The 21,162-nt window shown below is 56.4% G+C and carries 24 protein-coding genes; 16 read left to right on the top strand and 8 right to left on the bottom strand.

Features of this window, described 5'->3' with window-relative positions; all coding sequences use genetic code 11:
- Window positions 1-187: 187 nt before the first annotated feature.
- On the top strand, window positions 188-640 hold the full coding sequence (locus tag ACEN2J_RS13755) for a hypothetical protein (protein ID WP_442106671.1): 453 nt from the start codon (window positions 188-190) through the stop codon (window positions 638-640).
- A gap of 94 nt (window positions 641-734) precedes the next feature.
- Here the strand turns inward: ACEN2J_RS13755 and ACEN2J_RS13750 are convergent, their stop codons facing one another.
- Window positions 735-941 (bottom strand): cold-shock protein, encoded by a 207-nt coding sequence (locus tag ACEN2J_RS13750; protein ID WP_050524291.1) that lies wholly within the window; start codon window positions 939-941, stop codon window positions 735-737.
- 243 nt (window positions 942-1,184) lie between these two features.
- Between ACEN2J_RS13750 and ACEN2J_RS13745 the strand changes: the two genes are divergently transcribed.
- Window positions 1,185-1,502 (top strand): antibiotic biosynthesis monooxygenase family protein, encoded by a 318-nt coding sequence (locus ACEN2J_RS13745; protein WP_442106670.1) that lies wholly within the window; start codon window positions 1,185-1,187, stop codon window positions 1,500-1,502.
- 88 nt (window positions 1,503-1,590) lie between these two features.
- The gene (locus ACEN2J_RS13740) at window positions 1,591-1,845 is read left to right on the top strand and encodes a GlsB/YeaQ/YmgE family stress response membrane protein (protein ID WP_442106669.1); all 255 of its coding nucleotides are present in this window, start codon (window positions 1,591-1,593) and stop codon (window positions 1,843-1,845) included.
- Window positions 1,846-1,853: 8 nt separating this feature from the next.
- Here the strand turns inward: ACEN2J_RS13740 and uvrB are convergent, their stop codons facing one another.
- A complete protein-coding gene (uvrB, locus tag ACEN2J_RS13735) occupies window positions 1,854-4,037 on the bottom strand; it encodes an excinuclease ABC subunit UvrB (protein ID WP_442106668.1) in 2,184 nt (727 codons plus the stop codon).
- Window positions 4,038-4,376: 339 nt separating this feature from the next.
- Here uvrB and ACEN2J_RS13730 point away from each other — a divergent pair, with 339 nt between their 5' ends.
- Together ACEN2J_RS13730 and ACEN2J_RS13725 are read left to right on the top strand one after the other, a co-directional pair.
- The gene (locus ACEN2J_RS13730) at window positions 4,377-4,688 is read left to right on the top strand and encodes an ETC complex I subunit (RefSeq protein ID WP_442106667.1); all 312 of its coding nucleotides are present in this window, start codon (window positions 4,377-4,379) and stop codon (window positions 4,686-4,688) included.
- Between the two features lie 186 nt (window positions 4,689-4,874).
- A complete protein-coding gene (locus ACEN2J_RS13725; protein ID WP_442106666.1) occupies window positions 4,875-5,801 on the top strand; it encodes an MYG1 family protein in 927 nt (308 codons plus the stop codon).
- Window positions 5,802-5,892: 91 nt separating this feature from the next.
- On the opposite strand, the gene ACEN2J_RS13720 is transcribed toward ACEN2J_RS13725, so the two are convergent.
- The 5 genes from ACEN2J_RS13720 to iolD form a co-directional block, all read right to left on the bottom strand.
- Window positions 5,893-6,729 (bottom strand): NAD-dependent epimerase/dehydratase family protein, encoded by an 837-nt coding sequence (locus ACEN2J_RS13720; RefSeq protein ID WP_442106665.1) that lies wholly within the window; start codon window positions 6,727-6,729, stop codon window positions 5,893-5,895.
- A gap of 79 nt (window positions 6,730-6,808) precedes the next feature.
- Window positions 6,809-7,639 (bottom strand): class II fructose-bisphosphate aldolase, encoded by an 831-nt coding sequence (locus tag ACEN2J_RS13715; RefSeq protein ID WP_442106664.1) that lies wholly within the window; start codon window positions 7,637-7,639, stop codon window positions 6,809-6,811.
- Window positions 7,636-8,490, bottom strand: a complete 855-nt coding sequence (locus tag ACEN2J_RS13710; RefSeq protein ID WP_442106663.1) for a 5-deoxy-glucuronate isomerase — start codon at window positions 8,488-8,490, stop codon at window positions 7,636-7,638. The genes ACEN2J_RS13715 and ACEN2J_RS13710 overlap by 4 nt, the downstream gene beginning before the upstream one ends.
- Window positions 8,491-8,500: 10 nt before the next feature.
- A complete protein-coding gene (gene iolC / locus ACEN2J_RS13705) occupies window positions 8,501-9,481 on the bottom strand; it encodes a 5-dehydro-2-deoxygluconokinase (RefSeq protein ID WP_442106662.1) in 981 nt (326 codons plus the stop codon).
- A complete protein-coding gene (gene iolD / locus ACEN2J_RS13700) occupies window positions 9,481-11,346 on the bottom strand; it encodes a 3D-(3,5/4)-trihydroxycyclohexane-1,2-dione acylhydrolase (decyclizing) (protein ID WP_442106661.1) in 1,866 nt (621 codons plus the stop codon). Before iolD ends, iolC begins: the two co-directional genes overlap by 1 nt.
- A gap of 130 nt (window positions 11,347-11,476) precedes the next feature.
- Here iolD and ACEN2J_RS13695 point away from each other — a divergent pair, with 130 nt between their 5' ends.
- The 3 genes from ACEN2J_RS13695 to ACEN2J_RS13685 are packed head-to-tail and all read left to right on the top strand — an operon-like array spanning window position 11,477 to window position 14,629.
- Window positions 11,477-12,574: a Gfo/Idh/MocA family protein gene (locus ACEN2J_RS13695; RefSeq protein WP_442106660.1), complete on the top strand. Its 1,098-nt coding sequence runs from the start codon at window positions 11,477-11,479 to the stop codon at window positions 12,572-12,574.
- A gap of 18 nt (window positions 12,575-12,592) precedes the next feature.
- Window positions 12,593-13,483 carry a sugar phosphate isomerase/epimerase family protein gene (locus tag ACEN2J_RS13690; RefSeq protein ID WP_442106659.1) on the top strand — a complete coding sequence of 297 codons (891 nt, stop codon included), beginning with the start codon at window positions 12,593-12,595 and terminating at the stop codon, window positions 13,481-13,483.
- 12 nt (window positions 13,484-13,495) lie between these two features.
- Window positions 13,496-14,629 carry a Gfo/Idh/MocA family protein gene (locus ACEN2J_RS13685; RefSeq protein WP_442106658.1) on the top strand — a complete coding sequence of 378 codons (1,134 nt, stop codon included), beginning with the start codon at window positions 13,496-13,498 and terminating at the stop codon, window positions 14,627-14,629.
- Here ACEN2J_RS13685 and ACEN2J_RS13680 read toward each other — a convergent pair.
- Complete coding sequence (locus ACEN2J_RS13680; protein WP_442106657.1) at window positions 14,626-15,630, bottom strand: LacI family DNA-binding transcriptional regulator; 1,005 nt, start codon at window positions 15,628-15,630, stop codon at window positions 14,626-14,628. The two genes, ACEN2J_RS13685 and ACEN2J_RS13680, sit on opposite strands and share 4 nt — an antisense overlap.
- A gap of 485 nt (window positions 15,631-16,115) precedes the next feature.
- Between ACEN2J_RS13680 and rlmF the strand changes: the two genes are divergently transcribed.
- From rlmF to rplL, 8 genes are all read left to right on the top strand, one after another.
- Window positions 16,116-17,087, top strand: coding sequence for a 23S rRNA (adenine(1618)-N(6))-methyltransferase RlmF (rlmF, locus tag ACEN2J_RS13675; protein ID WP_442106656.1), 972 nt, complete (start codon window positions 16,116-16,118; stop codon window positions 17,085-17,087).
- A 113-nt stretch (window positions 17,088-17,200) separates the two neighbouring features.
- Window positions 17,201-17,335: an integrase core domain-containing protein gene (locus ACEN2J_RS13670; RefSeq protein WP_442106713.1), complete on the top strand. Its 135-nt coding sequence runs from the start codon at window positions 17,201-17,203 to the stop codon at window positions 17,333-17,335.
- Window positions 17,336-17,577: 242 nt separating this feature from the next.
- Window positions 17,578-17,775, top strand: coding sequence for a preprotein translocase subunit SecE (gene secE / locus ACEN2J_RS13665; RefSeq protein WP_050524240.1), 198 nt, complete (start codon window positions 17,578-17,580; stop codon window positions 17,773-17,775).
- A gap of 190 nt (window positions 17,776-17,965) precedes the next feature.
- Entirely contained in the window at window positions 17,966-18,499 is a 534-nt protein-coding gene (gene nusG / locus ACEN2J_RS13660) for a transcription termination/antitermination protein NusG (RefSeq protein ID WP_442106655.1), read from the top strand.
- A 91-nt stretch (window positions 18,500-18,590) separates the two neighbouring features.
- Window positions 18,591-19,043, top strand: coding sequence for a 50S ribosomal protein L11 (gene rplK, locus ACEN2J_RS13655; protein ID WP_442106654.1), 453 nt, complete (start codon window positions 18,591-18,593; stop codon window positions 19,041-19,043).
- A 3-nt stretch (window positions 19,044-19,046) separates the two neighbouring features.
- Entirely contained in the window at window positions 19,047-19,745 is a 699-nt protein-coding gene (gene rplA / locus ACEN2J_RS13650) for a 50S ribosomal protein L1 (RefSeq protein ID WP_442106653.1), read from the top strand.
- Between the two features lie 270 nt (window positions 19,746-20,015).
- Window positions 20,016-20,531: a 50S ribosomal protein L10 gene (rplJ, locus tag ACEN2J_RS13645; RefSeq protein ID WP_442106652.1), complete on the top strand. Its 516-nt coding sequence runs from the start codon at window positions 20,016-20,018 to the stop codon at window positions 20,529-20,531.
- A 69-nt stretch (window positions 20,532-20,600) separates the two neighbouring features.
- Window positions 20,601-20,972 (top strand): 50S ribosomal protein L7/L12, encoded by a 372-nt coding sequence (rplL, locus tag ACEN2J_RS13640; RefSeq protein WP_442106651.1) that lies wholly within the window; start codon window positions 20,601-20,603, stop codon window positions 20,970-20,972.
- Window positions 20,973-21,162 lie beyond the last annotated feature (190 nt).

The raw sequence follows: 21,162 nt of genomic DNA, 5'->3' as shown, positions 1-21,162 counted from the left end.
TGCTAACAGGTCTCACACGGTTTTTATGCACACTCGAATCAGGGCTGTGCTTGCGCTTGGCTCTGCGAAATATGGCTAAAATCGGCCCTGATCGCAGATGATAGGGTAAAAGGCGCCAAAGCTTCACCCTAATTTTGATCGAATTTATGAGTATGTCTAAGTCTGGTTAAGTTTGGAGGAGGTCGTTGTGCAAGTATTTCGCCAAGATGAAGCAGACGTTGCGGCCGTTGTCAGTTGGGGCGTGCGCGTCTTGCTTTTGGCAGCAGAAGATTCTGTAGAAGGTGGCGCTGTTCACAATCAGATTGCGACGCGTATCGCGGGGTTGGGCGGTATGATTGAAACAGAAAAAGACGCGTTCGCAGCCCTTGAAACGCTTACCATGGATGGCACTGGTTTTGGCCTGTTTGTCATCAATAGTGACCATGTTGGCGGGCTAGAGGCCAGCCGAAAACTCGTATGTCTGATGCATAAGGGTGGCGTCGATATGCCGGTTATTCTCGTTTCAACCGAATGCGCCACCTCAGAATTTCCAAACGACAGCCATGCCCCCGTTGTGCTTCGTGCACCTTTATCCGTGGTCGCAATGCGTGTCGGTTTTGAACATGCGATGCGTAACAGGTTGGTTTTTCGTGCAGCCTAGGCAGCTAAGGCGGACAAAGCCGAAAACAAAAAAGGGCAGGCACAAATGGCCCGCCCTCTTGTATTTCAATTGCCTGACAACTCAGGCGTGTCGCTTATGCGAGTGCGAGGTTCGTCGCAGATTCGCGACCGTCACGGCCAGCTTCGATATCGAAGGTGACAGCTTGACCGTCGGCCAAAGTACGCAAGCCAGCGCGCTCTAGTGCAGTGATGTGCACGAACACGTCTTTGCTGCTGCCTTCTGGCGCAATAAAGCCGAAGCCTTTAGTTTCGTTGAACCATTTCACGGTGCCCTTGGCCATCGTGAGATCTCCTGTCTTAGTTCCGCCCACACCATGCGGCGGCTCGGCACGTCAGCCAGTCATCGAGTTGCTGTGGCCGTAAGGCGGTAGACAGTGGTCGATAGAGATAACGTCGCAGTGCCTACATAGAAGTAGTTTCGCCAAAAAGCAAGGGATTATGGCGCATCTCATCAAGTTGTGTCAAAATTTGCTTGTGTGAACATCCCGCAGATGTGGCATGATGCTGCAAAGGAGGGCCGTTCTATGCCAGAGATTAGCAAAGACTTTACCGGACAAACCGTACTTACCACGTTTGAGATGACGCCGGGCACCGCCGCCGATCTGATGGAGGCGCTGCAATCGGCCTATGCCGCGTTTATTCGCCACCAGCCGGGGTTTTTGGGGGCGGGGCTGCACATGAATGACGCGCAAACCCGCATCGCCAATTACTCCAAATGGCAGAGGCGCGAGGATTTTCAAGCGATGCTGCGCACGCCGGAAATGCGCGAACGTAACCGCGTGATTGCCGGCCTGTGCAGCCGGTTTGAACCGGTGATGTATGAGGTGGTCGAGGCGTTTTGAAAGCCTTATACCGAAGTAAGCTCGCGCCCCTTGGAAATAGGTCAGCCTGAAGTTACGAAACAGAAATTTACAATTTTGGAGAGATGATATGGCTGCTCAGGGTTTAATCTTAATACTGATAATCGGCGGCGTGGCTGGCTGGTTGGCGGGGCTTATCGTCAAGGGCTATGGCTTTGGTTTGCTTGGTAATATCGTCGTTGGCATCGTCGGCGCACTTGTGGCGGGCTGGATTTTCCCAATGCTTGGGCTTGGCTTTGGTGGGGGAATTTTGGCATCCATCCTGCACGCGACGATTGGCGCGGTGGTCGTGCTGTTCTTGGTCCGCCTGATAAAACGGGCCTAACCACAGCCCTAGCGCCGCCCCGGACGCGACTTTCCGCCGCGCATACCGGCCCGACCTGCGGTTGAACGGCCCGCCATTTTCTGCGCGTCCTCAACCGCCTCTTCGACCACTGATTGCCGCGCCAGTGGGTCATCGGCGATGGCCAGTTCCACCGCCTCTAGCCGTTTCACCTCATCGCGCAGGCGGGCTGCCTCTTCAAATTCAAGGTTCTCGGCGGCCTTGCGCATTTGCACCCGCAAGCCGTCCAAGTGCGCCGCAAGGTTGCTGCCAACCATCGGTTTATCAACCTTGGCGGTGATGCGCGACTGATCCGTATCGCCTTGCCACAGACCGGCCAGAACGTCCTCGACGTTCTTTTTCACGGTCGTCGGGGTGATGCCGTGCAGCTCATTATAGGCGACTTGCTTGGCGCGGCGACGGTCGGTTTCGCCCATCGCGCGCTCCATGCTGCCGGTGATCCGGTCGGCATACATAATCACGCGCCCTTCAGAGTTTCGCGCCGCCCGTCCGATGGTCTGGATAAGCGAGGTTTCAGACCGCAAGAAGCCTTCCTTATCGGCGTCCAAAATCGCCACCAGCCCGCATTCGGGAATGTCCAAACCTTCGCGCAACAGGTTGATGCCGACCAGAACGTCAAAGGCCCCTAGCCGCAAATCACGAAGGATTTCAATGCGTTCAATGGTGTCGATGTCCGAGTGCATATAGCGGATCCGGATGCCCTGTTCGTGAAAATACTCGGTCAGATCCTCGGCCATGCGCTTGGTCAGCACTGTCACCAAAACCCGCAAACCGGCCAGTGCCACGCGTCGAATTTCATCCAACAGGTCGTCAACCTGCGCCTCGACCGGCCGGATTTCAACCATAGGGTCGATCAATCCGGTCGGGCGAATAACCTGCTCGGTGAACACGCCGCCCGCTTGCTCCAGCTCCCATTTTGACGGCGTTGCCGAGACAAAAATGCTCTGCGGCCGCATCGCGTCCCATTCCTCAAACTTCAGCGGCCGGTTGTCCATACAGGATGGCAGGCGAAAGCCATGCTCGGCCAGCGTCATTTTGCGGCGAAAGTCACCCTTGTACATGCCACCGATTTGCGGGACGGAAACGTGGGATTCGTCTGCAAAAACAATGGCATTGTCGGGGATAAATTCAAACAGTGTTGGCGGCGGCTCACCCGGTGCGCGACCTGTCAGATAGCGTGAATAGTTTTCCACGCCGTTGCAAACGCCGGTCGCCTCTAGCATCTCAAGGTCGAACGAGCAGCGCTGTTCCAGCCGCTGCGCCTCGAGCAATTTACCATCGGAAGTCAGTTGGTCCAACCGCATCCGCAGCTCTTTTTTGATGCCGATTATCGCTTGGTTCATCGTTGGGCGCGGGGTGACGTAGTGGCTGTTGGCATAGACGCGGATTTGTTCGAAATTGTCGGTTTTCGCGCCGGTCAGCGGGTCAAACTCAATAATCGCTTCCAATTCCTCGCCGAAAAACGAAAACCGCCAGGCGCGGTCTTCAAGGTGGGCAGGCCAGACCTCTAGCGAATCGCCGCGCACGCGAAAGCAACCGCGCTGAAACGCTTGGTCGTTGCGGCGGTATTGTTGCGCCACCAACTCGGAAATCACCTGCCGTTGGTCATAGCTTTCACCCGTAATCAGGTCTTGGGTCATCGCCGAATAGGTTTCGACCGAGCCGATACCGTAAATGCACGATACCGAGGCAATGATGATCACATCGTCGCGTTCCAACAGCGCCCGCGTGGCCGAGTGGCGCATCCGGTCGATCTGTTCGTTGATCTGCGATTCTTTTTCGATAAAGGTATCAGACCGCGCGACATAGGCCTCGGGCTGGTAATAATCGTAATATGAGACAAAGTATTCCACCGCGTTATCGGGAAAGAAGCCTTTAAATTCGCCGTATAATTGCGCAGCAAGCGTTTTGTTGGGCGCGAGAATGATCGCCGGGCGCTGGGTTTCTTCAATCACTTTGGCCATCGTGAATGTTTTGCCCGTACCGGTTGCCCCCAGCAGCACTTGGTCATGCTCGCCCGCATTGATGCCGGCGGTTAACTCTTTGATCGCATTGGGTTGGTCGCCTGCCGGCTGAAAGGGTGTCGAGAGTTTAAACCGCTTGCCGCCCTCAAGTTTGGGGCGCGTTAAAACCTCGGGGCGTAGGGCAGGGGCGTTGGTATTATTGTGTGGCATGATGATTCCTTCCAGCGCCTTAAGGATGGTCTGTTTTTGTTCTTGTTCAAGGGGGCTTAAGCGGTTGTTAAGCAAGGTTACGCTAACGTTAGAGGATAAGATTCAATTTTAAGGAATATTTTAAATTACTTTGCATCTTTCGGTTGAAAAGAAAAAATCCATGGTGCAAAGTATAAGGGCAAGCAGCAAAGTCTGTCGACCGATCGCACCACACACCCCACACACCCCACCCACACTCCCAGCGATCGGTCGGCAGAACTCTTTGACAGCGGCAAAGCGCTTGCAAACCCCCCTGTTTTTCCGCCATATGGCAACACGCAAATTCCAAGGAGCCAGCCTATGCGCGCCCGTATTTATCAGCCCGCCCGCAACGCCATGCAATCCGGTACTGCCAAGACCAAGGTCTGGGTGCTAGAATTCGTGCCCGCCTCGGCCCGTTCGGTTGATCCATTGATGGGTTGGACGTCCAGCGATGATATGAATTCGCAAGTGAAGTTGCGGTTTGAGAGCCGTGAAGCCGCGGAGGCCTATGCAAACACGCATGGAATAGAATTTGCTGTGGCCGAAACCCATACCCGCAAGGCGAATATCCGTGCTGGCGGCTATGGTGACAATTTCGCGACCCATCGGCGCGGTGTCTGGACCCATTAAACTATTGTGAATCGGGGTAAAGATCCGGCGAAACTGATGGTGGCCCTATAGGTTGCGGCTCTGCCATCCCGATCCACAAGAACTAGTTTTCTGCCGAGCCTCACTCATAATCACGCACATAATGACCTTGGGGGCGGCCGCGTTGGCTGCCCAAATTAATTTAAGCCTTCCTGGAGCCTATATCTGATGACCATCACCCACCTTGTCACCCATTCCGGCGGCTTTCATGCGGATGAGCTGTTGTCCTCGGTCATCCTGACCCAGCTGTTTCCCGATGCCACGCTGACCCGCACCCGTGACAAAGCATGGATCACCCCCGCCGAGGATCGGATCATTTACGACGTGGGCGGTAATTTTGACGCCGAGGCGCAGATTTTCGACCATCACCAACGGCCCAACCCGCTACGCGAGAGTGGCCAACCCTACAGCTCTTTCGGATTGGTCTGGGCAAAGTATGGACGTGATTACCTTCGTGCGATGGATGTGCCGGATTATGACGCCGACGCGATCTGGGGGTCTTTCGATCGCGGCTTCGTGCTGCCTGTTGATCTTGTTGATAATGGTGCGGTGAACACATCTGAGGCAGGGCCAATGTTCGCGGGCCTCACGCTGCCTGCGCTGCTGGAAAGCCTGAAAACCGTGTTCGATGACAATGAGGAAGGCGCCGATGACCGCGCCTTTATGGCCGCCTTGCCCGTCGCCCGCGCGTTCGTTGAGGCGCAGATAAAGCGCAAAGCCGCCAAGCTGCGCGCCGAGACGATGGTAATGGCCGCGATTGAGGCCGCAGGCGAGGGCCGCGTGTTGGAGCTGTCGATGGGCATGCCGTTTCGCGCAGGCATTGATAAGGCCGGTGCCGACCATCTGCTGTTCGCCATCTGCCCGCGTGGTGGCGATTGGACGCTGTCCACGATCCGCATTGGCGACGACACATTTGACAACCGCGCCGATCTGCCCGCCGCTTGGGCTGGTCTGACCGACGAAGCATTGGAAATAGCTAGCGGTGTCACCGGCGCCAAATTCTGCCACAACGGCCGGTTCATCGCGGTTGCTGCCTCACGCGAGGCTGTGTTGAAAATGGCCGATTTGGCGGTAGCCGAGGCTTTGGCGGGATAGCCTTGCGGCGCATCGCGTGAAGCAAAGGTTTATATCGGGAAAAAAATCAGCCAATCTATTTTACGACAATGGATTGGCTGAGTGGGCAGGTTCAGATCTTTTTAGCATCTTCCACAATGTTCAATTTGGCCACCCCGCTTTCGCCCAGCGGAATAGATGCAAACGGCCCGCCGTGGCACATGTCTGTGGGGTCGAGCGGGTTTAGGGGTGCTGCCTCGGCAAGAATTTCCGCAGCAAATTGTTCGGCATTATCTTTGGGCCGATACCCCAGAAAATGCGCCTTTGAATTATCGACAGGCGCGCGATCATTGTTTGAAACCCCGTAAACCACGGTAAAGCCCGTCACAGGCGTATCAATCGCCCGCGTCACCAGATGGATCAAATCATCATAGCTGAGCCAAGATCCCAAGGCGCGCGGATTGCCAACCTTGGCCGCACTTAAAATCCGCATACAAACGGCCTCAACCCCCCGCTTTTCCCAATAAAGGCTTGCCAGATCTTCGGCGAAACACTTTGCCAGCCCGTAAAACGTATCGGGCCGGTGCGCGACATCGGTGCCGATAAACTGATTCTTCGGATACATCCCAACCGCGTGGATGGACGAGGCATAGACCACCCGCCGCACCTTGTTTTGATAGGCCGCTTCCCAGATATTATAGGCGCCAATGATGTTAGACGGCAAAATCTGATCCCAGGGTGCCTCATCCCCGATTGCGCCGAAATGCACGACCATATCGGCCCCCGCCAACAGCTCAACCATTGGTGCCAGCTCGGCCAGATCGGCCTGCACATAGCGTTCATTTGGGTAAAGTTTGCCGATATCAGCGACCCGATCGGTCGTTACCAATTCATCGCAGAGCTTGGACAGCGGTTCACGCAGGTACGATCCAAGCCGACCCGCGGCCCCCGTTAGAACAAGTTTTTTCATCACGCACGCCTTTTAATGTCATCTCTTTGGCATGACCCTAGGCCCCATGCCACCCTTGGGCAAGCATGGGTTTGCGCGGTTACTCCGCCATGAACGCCCGCAAGACACGGCGGGTGGCGGCGACCATCGGGTCATGGGTTTCTTTCAATATCGTCACACGGTCAAACCGGCTGGGGTCGCTGTTAACCGCAGCGCGCAAGGCGTCACCAAAGGCCATGCGCAGCTCGGTGCCGATGTTGAACTTGCAGATGTTCGATCCCCGCGCCAGCGCACTCCGCTGCGCCACAGGCACGCCCGACCCGCCATGAATGACCAGCGGTACGCGCGTCACCGCCTCAATCGCGCGAATGCGGGCGATATCCAAACCGCCCTCTTTATCTTGTTGCAAATGCACGTTTCCGACCGAGATGGCCATCGCATCGACGCCGGTCTCAACGGCAAACTTTGCCGCGTCATCCGGGTCAGTGCCTGCCGAGTTTTCGCCATTGGCATAGCCGACAAAGCCGATCTCACCTTCGCAGGAAATGCCCGCCGCATGGGCCATTGCGGCGATTTCTGCTGTCTCATCAATGTTTTGCGTCAATGATTTGCGCGAACCGTCAAACATCAGCGAGCTAAAGCCGCTGTCCAGCGCCTCGCGGCATTCCTGCATCGTATAGCCGTGGTCAAGGTGTGCGACGACCGGCACCGAGGCGTTTTCGGCTAGATGCCGGAACATCTTGCCCAAGATCGGCAAGGGCGTGTGGGCGCGGCACGATGGGCCCGCCTGCAAGATCACGGGGCAGCCTTCGGCCTCGGCAGCGGCGACAAAGGCGCGCATATCTTCCCATCCCAATGTCACCAAACCGGCCACCGCATAGCGCCCCTTCAGGGCGGGTTGCAGGACCTCTGCCAATGTTGCCAGCGTCATTTGAACTTCGCGATCATGTCTTTGATGCCGGGGATAGTTTCGACCTGATAGGCATGGGTCGGCTGGAAATATTGCACAAGGCTGCGTTGCGACAGCCCACCCAGAATGGTGAAATAATACATCTCATACCCCGGCATCACGGCGCAGGGGTGATAGCCCGATTTCAGGGTGATCGTGGACCCGTCCATCAGCTGATAGGCATCGCCGGGCTTGCCCTCTTCATGCTGAATGATCTGGACGCCCGAGCCGTGATTGGGGCGGAAACGGAAGTTATAGGTTTCATCATGCCGCGTCTCAATGATGTTGCCAGCGGCATCTTTGCGGTCGGTGTCATGCTTGTGCGCAGGAAAGCCGGACCAACCGCCGGTGCCCACAGTGAACAGCTCGCTGACCAACAAGCGGCCCACTTTGCCGTGGTATTTGGTGCCAAGGATGTGCTTGATTTTACGGTGGGTTTTGGTGTCGTCCGAGCCGTATTGGACCTTGTCGATATCGGCCACGCGTACCTCAAACGGGTCCAAAACCTTGTCATAGCGCGCGCCAGCGATAAAGGTTTCGGTATCGCGCACGGCGACAATCGTCACCTTGGCGCCGACAGGAATATACACGCCCTCTGGCTCGCCATCCCAAACATCGGCACCCCGGTTGCCGAGGGATTTATACTCAATCCCCTCAACCAGCACATCGACGGTGCCAGTGGCTGGCACAATGCAGGTCTCATAGCCCGGCACTTGGTATTCAAATGCCTCGCCCGCCTTAAGCTTGACGATGTTAAAGTAATTCAACGGCACATTGGCATCATCGGCGTCAATTATCGGTTTGTTTTTATTGTCATGGGGGGCAAAATGCATGGGGGGTCCTTTAGGCTGGATGGGTCGGGCCGTCATGGGCCGCGAGGAATTTTGTCAGGTCATCGGGGAAGGGCATAGCTGGCGCACAACCCGGTTTCGCCACCACAATGGCCGCGCAGGCCGACCCGCGCAAGACGGCAGTTTTCAGATCAGCGCCTGCGGCAATGCCCGACAGCATACCCGCCATGAAACTGTCCCCCGCGCCGGTGGGTTTAAGGGCTGTGACCGGGTAAATGCCGGTACGGATTTCTTGGCCCTCATTGAAGGTAATCGCGCCAAGTTCGCCCATTTTATAGACTACAATCGCTGCGCTTGTCGTTGCCAAGTCGCGGGCCTTGGCTAGGCCTTTATCCTTACCACCAGCCATAAAGCCGAACTCATCATCATTGCCGATAATCACATCCGACAAGGCCCCCGCGCGTGACAAAACATCGGCGGCAACCTGCGCCGAGGGCCAGCTATAGGGGCGGTAATCGACATCAAAGATGATCGGTAGGCCAGCGGCGCGGGCCAGCTCAAACGCGCGAAATGCAGCGCTGCGCGAGGGGTCCGCCGCGAACACCGTTCCCGCCGTGACCAAGGCACCGAACTGGCTGTAATCGACGGCCTCAACATCCTCAACCGTCATCTCAAAATCGGCGGCACCGTTGCGGTAGATCACCGATTGGTGCCCCTGCACACGGCTTTCATACAGCGCGAGCGAATTGCGCGCCTCGCCACCGGCAGGGGTAACATAGGTGGTGTCCACGCCGTAATGGCGCAACTTGTTTACGCAAAACCGCCCCACGGCATCATCGGACACGCGGGTCACAAGGGCGGCTTGGCCACCGAGTTTCACAATGCCTGCGGCGATATTGGCAGACGAGCCGCCCATATCGGCGGTGAACTGATCGGCGGTTTCCACAGCCTCGCCGGGGGCAGGGAACAGGTCCATCCCCACGCGGCCGACCACGACAAAGCGGTTCTTGGCAATGCCTGCGATTACATCCATCACACGCCCTTTCTTTGCTTGGCGCGGCTGGATTCAACCTCGTGGTGCTTGGCTTCGACCCGTGGATTTTGGGTGATGTGCGGCGTGCCCACCTCCCACCACGTGTGGCCTTGGGTGGTCCATCCGTCATAGGCATCAACCTGCATCACAATCACGCTTGTCTTATCGGCGGCTTTGGCGCGTTTGAATGCCTCGGCAAATTCAGCTGGGTTTGACACGGTTTCGGCCAGCGCCCCCATCGACGCCGCATGCGCTGCGAAATCGACGGCAAAGGGCACGGGCACGGTGGGGCAATCGGCGATCAGGTTGTTAAAGCTTTCGTTGCCGGTGTTGTTTTGCAGCTTGTTGATCACAGCAAAGCCGCCGTTATCTAGCACGCAGATAATCAGTTTGCGGCCTGTCAGCACCGAGGAATAGATGTCAGAGTTCATCAGCATGTAGCTGCCATCGCCGGTAAAGACGATGGTGTCCTTTTCAGGCTCACGTTCGAATTGTGCAATTCTAGCGCCCCAACCGCCCGCAATCTCGTATCCCATGCAGGAAAATCCAAATTCCACATCAACGGTACCGATGTCTTTGGTCTGCCAATGCGCGGTTACTTCGGCAGGCAATCCGCCCGCAGCGGCGACAACACGGTCGCGGCTGTCGCAGAGGTCGTTCACCACGCGGATCACTTGGGCATAGGAATTAGGGCCATTACCCGCAGTGGTGATCTGGTCGGTATAGCCCACCCATTTAGCACGTTCGGCTTGGGCAAAACCCACCCAATCGCCTGCGGCTTTTTGCCCGCCCATCGCAGCCGACAGCGCCGCAAGCCCCAACTTGGCATCGCCGACAACAGGCAAGGACAGATGCTTCATCGCATCATGCCGCCCTACATTCAGGCCTATAATTTGCGCGTCCTTGGCAAAGGCGGTCCACGACCCTGTGGTGAAATCTTGCAACCGTGTGCCGACGGCCAAAATCACATCGGCCCGCTCGGCAATCGCGTTGGCACTGTCGGACCCCGTCACGCCAACGGGGCCGATGTTCAGCGGGTGGTCTTGCAGCATGTTCGCGCGGCCAGCGATGGTTTCAACCACGGGGATATTATGCGCCTCGGCAAAGGCGGTCAGGTCTGCCACTGCCCCCGAATATTGCACCCCGCCACCCGCGATAATCATCGGGCGCTTGGCGGCTTTCAGCAGGGCCACGGCATCTGCAACCTCGGCCACATCGGGCGCTTGGCAGCGGATGCGATGGACCCGTTTGGCAAAGAAATTGGTCGGGTAATCAAAGGTCCAGCCCTGCACATCTTGTGGTAGGCCAATAAAGGCAGGCCCGCAATCGGCAGGGTCTAGCATGGTGTTAAGTGCTGCGGGCAAGGATTGCAAAATCTGCGCGGGGTGGGTGATGCGATCCCAAAACCGCGTCACAGCCTTGAACGCGTCATTCACACCCAGTGTTGGATTGCCGAAATGTTCCAGCTGTTGCAAAACGGGGTCCGGCAGGCGGGTGACATAGGTATCGCCGCACAGCATCAGCATCGGCAAGCGGTTGGCATGGGCCAGTGCTGCGCTGGTTAGCAGGTTCGCCGTACCCGGCCCCGCACTGGCGGTGCAAAACATGAAGCGCTGGCGCAGCCATTGCTTGGAATAGGCGGCGGCGGCGAAACCCATGCTTTGCTCATTCTGGCCACGATACAGCGGCAGCGTGGCGCGCGCATCATACAGCGCCTCACCCAGACAGGTCACGTTGCCGTGGCCGAAAATGCCAAAGCCGCCACCGCACAGCCGCCACTCCTGACCGTCGATCTGAATGAACTGGTTTTCCAGATATTTGATGATGGCTTGCGCCACGGTAAGGCGAAGGGTGCTGTCTGGCATGGTTTTGGGCTTTCGGTGGTGGGTGCAATAAATGACGCTTGCGCGACTCTTGATCCAAGGATACTAATTTTGCAACCGGTTGCAAATCATATTTGTAGATGTGGTTCAGATCGACGCTTGGGAGGGCAGCATGGCAGATATTGGAATCGGGATTATCGGCGGCGGCTACATGGGTAAGGCCCACGCGGTTGCCATGTCGGCTGTGGGGGCGGTGTTCAATACTGGTCTGCGCCCAAAGCTGGAAATGGTATGCGCCAATAGCGATGCCAGCGCCGAACGTTACCGCGTGGCTTACGGCTTTGCCCGCGCCACATCTGATTGGCGCGTGCTGGTGAATGACCCAAAGGTGGAGGCGATCGTGATTGCGTCACCGCAAGAAACCCACCGCGAGATTGCGCTGGCGGCCTTTGCGCTGAACAAACCGGTATTTTGCGAAAAGCCCTTGGGCGCGTCGATTGACGATAGCCGCGCGATGGTTGCGGCCTCGGCGGGTCAAATTTCGATGGTGGGCTTTAACTATATCCGCACGCCCGCCAGCCAGTTTGCGCGGCAGTTGGTGGCAAGTGGCGCGATTGGCGATGTGACGTGGTTTCGTGGCGAACATACCGAAGATTTCATGGCCGACCCGAACGCCCCCGCGACATGGCGCACGCTGGATGATGCGAATGGCACGATGGGCGATTTGGCGCCGCATATGATTAACGCGGGGCTGGCGCTGATCGGGCCGGTTTCCAGCCTGATTGCCGAGGTGGAAACTGTGCATGCGACCCGCCCCGGTGGCAAAGTGACCAATGATGACCACGCGCAGATGATGTGCCGCTTTGCCAATGGCGCGATGGGCCAGATGTATTTCAGCCGCATCAGCCATGGCCGTAAAATGGGATATGCCTATGAAATAACGGGAACAAAAGGCGCGATCAAGTTTGACCAAGAGGATCAGAACGCGATCTGGCTATATAGCATGGATGAGCCCGAGGCCACGCGCGGCTTTCGCAAAATCCTGACCGGCCCCGCGCATCCTGATTACCTGCCGTTTTGCCAAGGCCCCGGTCATGGCACCGGCTACCAAGACCAAATTATCATCGAGGCGCGTGACTTTTTGCGCGCTATTGAAACCCAAAACCCTGTCTGGCCGACGTTCCAAGATGGCCTAGACGTGACCCAAGTTGTGACCGCGGCGCTTGCCTCCTCTCGTGCGAAAGCATGGGTGGATGTGGCCGCATATTAGGCTGTGAAAGGCACTGAAATGACGATCAAAATCGGGAATGCGCCCTGCTCTTGGGGTATCGAATTTGCCAGCGACCCGTCCTATCCGGCGTGGACGTCGGTTTTGGATCAATGCGCCGCTGCAGGCTATAAAGGCATCGAGCTCGGCCCTATCGGCTATATGCCCGAGGACCCTGCCATTTTGGCCCCCGCGCTGGCCGAACGTGATTTGGAAATCATCGGTGGCGTGGTGTTTCGCCCATTCCATGACGCGGCGAAATGGGATGAGGTGATGGACGCATCGGTGCGTACCTGTAAGGCGCTGGTGGCGCATGGCGCGCAGCATCTGGTGCTGATCGATAGCATCTCGCCCCGCCGCGCCCCATCCGCTGGCCGCGCGACAGAGGCCGAGCAGATGGATAAGGCCGAATGGACCGCCTTCCGCGACCGTATCGCCACAATCGCCAAGCTGGGCGCCGAGGAATACGGCTTGACCGTGGGCATTCATGCCCATGCCGCAGGCTTTATGGACTTTGAGCCAGAGCTGGAACGCCTGCTGGATGAGGTGGATGAAAAGATCCTGAAGATCTGTTTTGACACCGGCCATCATTCCTATGCCGGCTTTGACCCGGTGGCGTTTATGGACCGCCACATCAACCGCATTTCCTACATGCATTTCAAAGACATTGACCCTGTGGTCAAGGCCGACGTCGTCGCCAACCGCACCGACTTTTACACGGCGTGCGGGCAGGGGATTTTCTGCAATCTGGGCAAGGGTGACGTTGATTTCCCTGCCGTGCGTCAGCGCCTACTGGATGCAGGGTTCTCGGGGTGGTGCACGGTTGAACAAGACTGCGACCCGTCCAAACCCGGCACGCCGATGGAAGACGCCCGTGCGAACCGCGAATATCTGCAATCTATTGGTTTCTAAGGAGATACGATCATGGCAAAACTGAAATGGGGCATGATTGGTGGCGGCGAAGGCAGCCAAATCGGGCCAGCACACCGCCTGGGCGCCTTGGCCGACGGGCATTTTGAATTCGCGGCAGGTGCGCTCGACCATCGCGCCGCCGAGGGGCGCGACTATGCCCAGCGTTTGGGTATTGCTGCCGACCGTGCCTATGGCGATTGGCAAGAAATGCTGGCTGGCGAAAAAGGCCGCGCCGACCGTTGTGATCTGGTGACCGTCGCCACGCCAAACGCCACGCATTTTGAAATTACCAAGGCTTTCCTTGAGGCCGGATTCAACGTGCTGTGCGAAAAGCCAATGACGATGACCGTCGAGCAAGGCGAAGAAATCGTGAAGGTCGCGGAGGCCACGGGCAAGATTTGCGCGGTGAACTATTGCTATTCCGCCTATCCGATGGTGCGCCAAGCCCGTGCAATGGTTCGAGCGGGTGAGCTGGGCAAAATCCGGCTGGTCGTCACCAACTTTAGCCACGGCCACCACGGCGACGCGACCAATGCCGATAACCCGCGTGTACGCTGGCGCTATGATCCAGCGATGGCAGGCGTGTCTGGGCAGTTTGCCGATTGCGGCATCCACGCGCTGCATATGGCCAGCTTTATCTGCGACGATCAGGTTGAAAAACTCTCGGCTGATTTCGCCTCGACCATTTCCAGCCGCGTGTTGGAAGATGACGCGATGGTCAACTTCCGCATGACGGGCGGCACGGTCGGCCGGCTTTGGACCTCATCGGTGGCAATCGGGCGGCAGCACGGGTTTGACATTCAGGTCTTTGGCGAAACCGGCGGTTTGCGCTGGGCGTCGGAACAGCCGAACCAGCTGATCTATACCCCCGTAAACGGCCGCACGCAGATCATTGAAAAGGGCGAGGGGGGGCTGCATGCCGATGCCCAACGCCTGAGCCGCGTGTCGATAGCCCACCCCGAGGGCTTCCCCTTGGCCGTGGCAAACATCTACTGCGATCTGGCCGATGCCATTCGGGGTGAGGTGCGCGATGGCTTGCCAACCGCGCCCGATGGGCTGCGGTCGATGGCGGCGGTTCATACGGCTGTGGCCTCGGCCAAGAACCACGGCGAGTGGATGGATGCCCGCCCGCCGATGTTTCGCTAGGCTTTCGGGCGGGGCCGTAATGTGCCCCGCTCGGTCACCCGACACGGAAACAGCCGCGCCTCGGGGTAGCGGTCCGGCTCTTCCAGCAGCCGGACCATCAATTCAACCGAGGCGGTGACAATCGGCTTGATCGGTTGGTGAATGGTGGTCAGGTTGATATTCTGCCACCCCGCCATTTCCATATCGTTTAAGCCAATGATACCAATATCTTGGGGCACCTTCAGCCCCGCATCGGCAATCGCACTCAGCGCGCCGATAGACAGCACGTCATCCCCACAAAAATAGGCCTCGGCAGGGCCCAACGGCAACAAACGCTGCATTTCTGCACGGCCCGCATTAAAGGAATAGGCCTCGGCAAAGCTGTGGCGCACCTGAATCGTTGGGTGCAGTGCCAGCTCTTCGGCAAAGCCTTTCAGCCGGTCTATCGTAGAGGTCGCGTTTTGCGGCCCGCCCAAAAACGCGACCCGATGATACCCCCGCACGACCAATTCCCGCGCCGCCATCCGCCCAGCCTCAACGTTATCAATACCCACCACATGCACATCAGGGTCGCTGGTATAGCGGCCAAAGGTATGCACCACAGGCAGCCCTTGTTCGCGAAAGGCCTTTGAAAACACCGGCGGCAGGGTAGAGGACGCCACAATCGCCCCATCGACCGAATATTGCTGCAACATTTGCAGTGATTTCTCGGGCGCCACCTCGTCACTAAGGTTCACAAGCAACGGCCGCAAACCCCGGTCTTGCAGGCCACGTGTGAATAGATCAAACACCTGCAAAAAGATCGGGTTATGAAAGTTATTGCTGACCAGCCCGATCAGTTGCGTGCGCCGCGTCGTCAGGCTGCGGGCAAGAAAGTTCGGGCTATACCCCAGCTCGGCCGCTGCCGCCTCGACCTTTTGGCGCATTTTGGGTGAGACCGATGCCCCGTCGGTGAACGTCCGTGAGACGGCCGAGGTCGAAACCCCCGCCTTGATCGCCACATCCTTTAACGTCGCCGCCATCGCTTTGCCCCACTCGCTGTAGGTTTTACAAAACCACCTTCAGCGAGGTCTTGCAACCAATTGCAAGGCAAGCATGAAGGCAAAGATGCGTGGCACATACCCCTATGTAAACATAATTTTTATAGGTACTTGCCCCCATTTGTGCTGCAGATTGGTGCCACCGCATGGGCCGCTTATGGCTGTCAGCGCGGTGCCGAGGGACGTGAAGCCCAAAGTCATGCCGGACGCTCGCGGAAACTGGATTGGATGGTTTTCAAACTGTCTAAAGGATGCATGGATGGGCGAATCTGACTTGGGGCAGGTCACCAGCGGCTTATTCTCTTCTGCTATCACGCTAGAGCGATGGGGCGAAACTTATCAGGCAATGTGTGCAATAAAGCCATTCTTATGGAACACTCTATCAATTTTACTATTTCTGCATGAGGGTTTAAGACCAACGAACGGTTTGGCGCGTTACCTCCACCAACTTCAATGAAGGCTTCCTCATGGCCACCAAAACTGAACTTCACCCCCGCAATCAACACCGAGAGGGGTACGATTTTGTGCGCTTGGTGGCGGATTCACCTGAACTAGAAGCCTTTACGATCAGCAACCCTGTGGGCCAGACGACTATTGATTTTCAAGATGTGTCGGCGGTCCGTATGTTAAATCGTGCGTTGCTAAAGACGTATTACAATGTTGATTTTTGGGATATCCCTGCCAATTATCTATGCCCTCCGATTCCCGGTCGTGTCGACTATATCCACTATCTGGCGGACTTGCTTGCTTGCAGCAACAATCAAGAAATCCCTCGTGGGCGGAATATCAAAGCCTTGGACATAGGCACCGGTGCAAGCTTGGTGTACCCCCTTATTGGCCAGAGCGAATACGGCTGGCACTTCACGGGCGTCGATATCGATCCGACCGCCATAAAATCGGCACAGCAGATTTGCAAATTCAACCAGCTGAAAATTACCCTCAGACGACAAAAGAATCCTGAAAATATCTTTAGAGGCGTGATCGAGCCCCGCGATGCGTTTCACATCACCCTGTGCAACCCGCCGTTCCATGCGTCCATCGAACACGCGAACAAAGGCACCCAGCGCAAGTGGGCCAACCTTGGCAAGGGACAGTCTACAAAGCTCAATTTTGGTGGGCAAAACGCTGAGCTTTGGTGTCCGGGTGGCGAAATAAAGTTTATCGCGAGCATGGTTGAACAGAGCATAGAGTTCGCCGACCAGTGCCTGTGGTTCACCTCATTGGTGTCGAAAAAAGATAACCTGCAGCCACTCAATAAAATTTTAGAAAAAGCTAAAGTTGCTGATTTTAAAGTCGTCGAAATGGCGCAGGGGCAAAAAACAAGTCGTTTTATTGCATGGACTTACATTAAAGAAAATCAGCGATCTTTGTATCTGAATGGGGTTGCTCTGCCCCCCGGGCGTTCCCATCAATCTAATGTAGGGTCTGCCCAACCCTAAAGGAGCAGACGAATGAGGAAGAGCCGTTTTGCCGATGCGCAGATAATCGGCTGTCCGGCAGGGTATTGCGTAGCAATGCACGAGGGGAGGGCTGGTTTGCCAACCGCTGAGCCATACCGAAAGCATGGATTGAGTTCTACAACACCAAGCGCCCGCATTCTGCCCTTGGTGGCCAACCACCTGCCGTGGTCTATTGGCAGAGTAACGAAACAACCAGCCCTTATCAGCAGGTGCAAAGCGTCGCTTAAATTACGCTAATCCCTGTCCAACAAATGGACAAATGGGGAGTAGTTCAGTGTGCAAATAATCTGCATCCGGCGCGCCGATCGCAATGCCGAGCGCCCACATCTTAGGTAAGGCATGGTGACGCTGGCCGCGGCATAGGACGCCAAATTCAAACCTCTATATCGGGCGTTCCTACGCTGCGGGCTTGAAACTTGTCGCGCAACGGGATATCTGCACGTAAACAGCGAACAGTCAGGACGTAATGATGGCAAAGGCCAACCCTCTTCAGTTCATCCAACAAGTGCGGAGCGAGATCGCCAAAGTTGTATGGCCAACCCGCCGCGAAGTGGTCTTGACCACGATCATGGTGTTTATAATGGCCGCGCTGACCGCGACGTTCTTTTCGCTGATCGACTTGACGATCCGCACAGGGCTAAGCGCCGTAATCAACAGCTTCGGCTGAAAACGGCGCGAATTGGCCTTAGCCTCTTGAAATTAGGGGTCTAAGGCTGTATTCGGTCGATCAATCAGGAACAAAAACGCGCGGCGATTCGGTCCGCGCGTTGTTTTTTGTTCTAGTCGGGCGGAATGATCTGCCCAAAAGTCAAAGAATTTCCGAGGCTTAGGTCTTGGGCAAGATAGGTGAAGCAGGCATGGCCAAGCGTTGGTATTCGGTGAGCGTTCTCTCGAATTTTGAGAAGAAAATTGCCGAGCAGATCAGAACGTCCGTTCTTGAAGCTGGTCTTGAGGAAGAGATCGAAGAGGTTCTTGTTCCGACAGAGGAAGTGCTTGAGGTTCGCCGTGGCAAGAAGGTGACGTCTGAGCGTCGCTTTATGCCGGGTTATGTGCTCGTGCGCATGGAGATGACGAATAAGGGGTATCACCTGATCTCCTCGATCAACCGCGTTACTGGCTTTTTGGGTGCGCAAGGCAAGCCGATGCCGATGCGTGACGAAGAAGTGAATGCGATCCTGAACCGGGTTGAAGAGGGCGAAGCTGCGCCGCGCAACCTGATCCGCTTTGAGGTGGGTGAGCAGGTGAACGTGACTGACGGGCCGTTTGAAGGCTTTTCTGGCATGGTCGAAGAAGTTGATGAAGAGCATAGCCGCCTGAAGGTGACTGTCTCGATCTTTGGCCGGGCGACACCGGTCGAGTTGGAATTCACGCAGGTTGCTAAAACAGCCTAACGTGTTCTCGTGGGAGGTGGCCCGTACGCGGGCACCGAACCACTAAACCAAGCGCCCCGCGGTGGGGTGCGGTGATAAAAGGAGAGGCCACATGGCCAAGAAGGTTATTGGGCAGCTGAAGCTGCAAGTTAAGGCGGGGCAAGCTAACCCATCCCCACCCGTTGGTCCAGCTTTGGGTCAGCGCGGCCTGAACATCATGGCGTTCGTAAAAGAATTCAACGCCAAGACCGCTGATATGGAGCCGGGTACACCGACGCCAACGATCATCACGTATTATCAGGATAAGTCGTTCAGCCTTGAAACCAAGACTGCACCTGCTTCGTTCCTGCTGAAAAAAGCTGCTGGTCTGCCACCTGTTGGCAAGCGTAACCGCGCCAAGGGTTCGGTTAAGCCGGGCCGTGAAGTTGCTGGTACGGTAACTGTTGCGCAGGTTCGCGCGATTGCTGAAGCCAAAATGAAAGATCTGAGCGCTATCGATATCGAAGGCGCAATGTTGATCATTCTTGGTTCGGCCCGCTCTTGCGGTATCGAGGTGAAAGGTTAAGTCATGGCAAAGTTTGGAAAACGGACGCGCGCGGCGCGGGAAGCCTTTGCTGGCAAAGACATGATCTCGGTTGATGATGCTGTTGCTTTGATCAAAGCAAACGCCAAGTCGAAGTTTGACGAGACGCTGGAAATCGCGATGAACTTGGGTGTTGACCCACGTCACGCGGACCAGATGGTTCGTGGTGTTGTGACGCTGCCAAACGGCACAGGTAAGACTGTACGTGTGGCTGTGTTCGCACGTGGCCCAAAGGCTGATGAAGCAACGGCTGCTGGTGCAGATATCGTTGGTGCAGAAGACCTGATGGAAGCCATTCAGGGCGGCAAGATCGACTTTGATCGTTGCATCGCAACACCTGACATGATGCCATTGGTTGGTCGTCTGGGCAAAATCCTTGGCCCTCGTAACCTGATGCCGAACCCTAAGGTTGGTACAGTTACGATGGACGTGGCCGGTGCTGTTGGCAATGCCAAGGGCGGCGAAGTTCAGTTCAAAGTTGAAAAAGCTGGCGTTATCCATGCGGGTATCGGCAAGGCTTCGTTCGACGCGGCTAAACTGGCAGAAAACGTTCGTGCGTTTGTTGATGCTGTGACCAAGGCTCGCCCATCGGGCGCCAAGGGCACCTATGTTAAGAAGATCTCGTTGTCTTCGACCATGGGTCCTGGTGTTGCTTTGGATCTGGCGACAACCGCTGCGAAGTGAGTTTTGGTGCGGTGGGTTAACCCGCCGCACTTACAGAATTCCTGACCCTTCGGGGAAAGGATGGCGGGGCCGCCAAACGGCCCTGTCCTGTCCGAGACGGTGGGAGGGCATTTGTCCTTAATTTTCCTGCCTGAGATGGGGATCGAGACAAATTTCCGGGGGCTTCCCTCGGGTGATCTGGCCTCGGGACCCGTAAAAGGACCCGAATGCCCTTTTTTCGGAAGGGGCTAATATGAGCCGGGGGGAAACCCCCAAACTTGGAGTGAAACTGTGGATAGAGCACAAAAAGAGAAAGTGGTCGAGGAACTCGGCCAAATCTTTGAAAGCTCTGGCGTCGTAGTGGTTGCCCACTATGCCGGGATCACGGTTGCACAGATGCAGGACCTTCGCGCCAAAATGCGTGAAGCTGGTGGTTCTGTACGCGTTGCCAAGAACAAGCTCGCCAAGATCGCCCTTGACGGGAAGCCTTCTGCAAAGATGGCAGACCTGCTTACGGGCATGACAGTGATGGCCTATTCCGAGGACCCAGTCGCAGCTGCGAAGGTCGCGGAAGAGTATGCCAAGAAGAACGACAAGTTCGTTATTCTTGGTGGTACTATGGGTGACATCCTGTTGGATCCTGCTGGTGTTAAAGCCGTTGCAGCGTTGCCGTCGCGTGAAGAGCTTATTGCTTCGATCGTGTCTTGCATCGGTGCACCTGCGTCGAACATCGCTGGGGCCATTGGCGCGCCTGCTTCGAACATCGCCGGCATCTTGTCTACTATCGAAGACAAAGCTGCCGCCTGAGCAATCTAATGATCCGGCGTGGTTGATAATACCGACGTTGGAACCCAACTTTAATGAACGGAACAGAAAATGGCTGATCTGAAAAAACTCGCCGAAGAAATCGTGGGTCTGACCCTTCTTCAGGCACAAGAACTGAAAACCATCCTGAAGGATGAGTATGGCATTGAGCCCGCTGCTGGCGGCGCTGTAATGATGGCTGGCCCTGCTGCGGCTGCTGAGGCTGCTGAAGAGCAGACTGAATTTGATGTTGTTTTGACCGATGCTGGCCCGAACAAAATCAACGTCATCAAAGAAGTACGCGCTATCACCGGTCTTGGTCTGAAAGAAGCCAAAGACTTGGTTGAAGCTGGCGGCAAAGTAAAAGAAGGCGTTTCGAAAGCTGACGCTGAAGGCTTGAAGAAAAAGCTGGAAGAAGCTGGCGCGAAAGTAGAACTGAAGTAATTCGGTTCGGTGCCGCGTTTGGCATCGCCAAAAATTGGGCTGGGTGCGATGAATTTCGCGCCCAGCCAACTGCGTCTAAGGCGCATCTTGGCAGGGATTTGATAGGGATCTGACTGGGGCAGGGCCCCAAACCCCTTCCAAGGTGTGTTGTCATTGTTCGGGAGCCTTCCGGTGGGACGGAGGGCATGAA

Origin of the sequence: Pseudorhodobacter sp. W20_MBD10_FR17 (assembly GCF_052119765.1) — a bacterium.
Taxonomy (GTDB): Bacteria; Pseudomonadota; Alphaproteobacteria; order Rhodobacterales; family Rhodobacteraceae; genus Pseudorhodobacter.
Note: the sequence above shows the minus strand (reverse complement) of the source record. Positions and strands in the feature narration are given on the sequence as shown.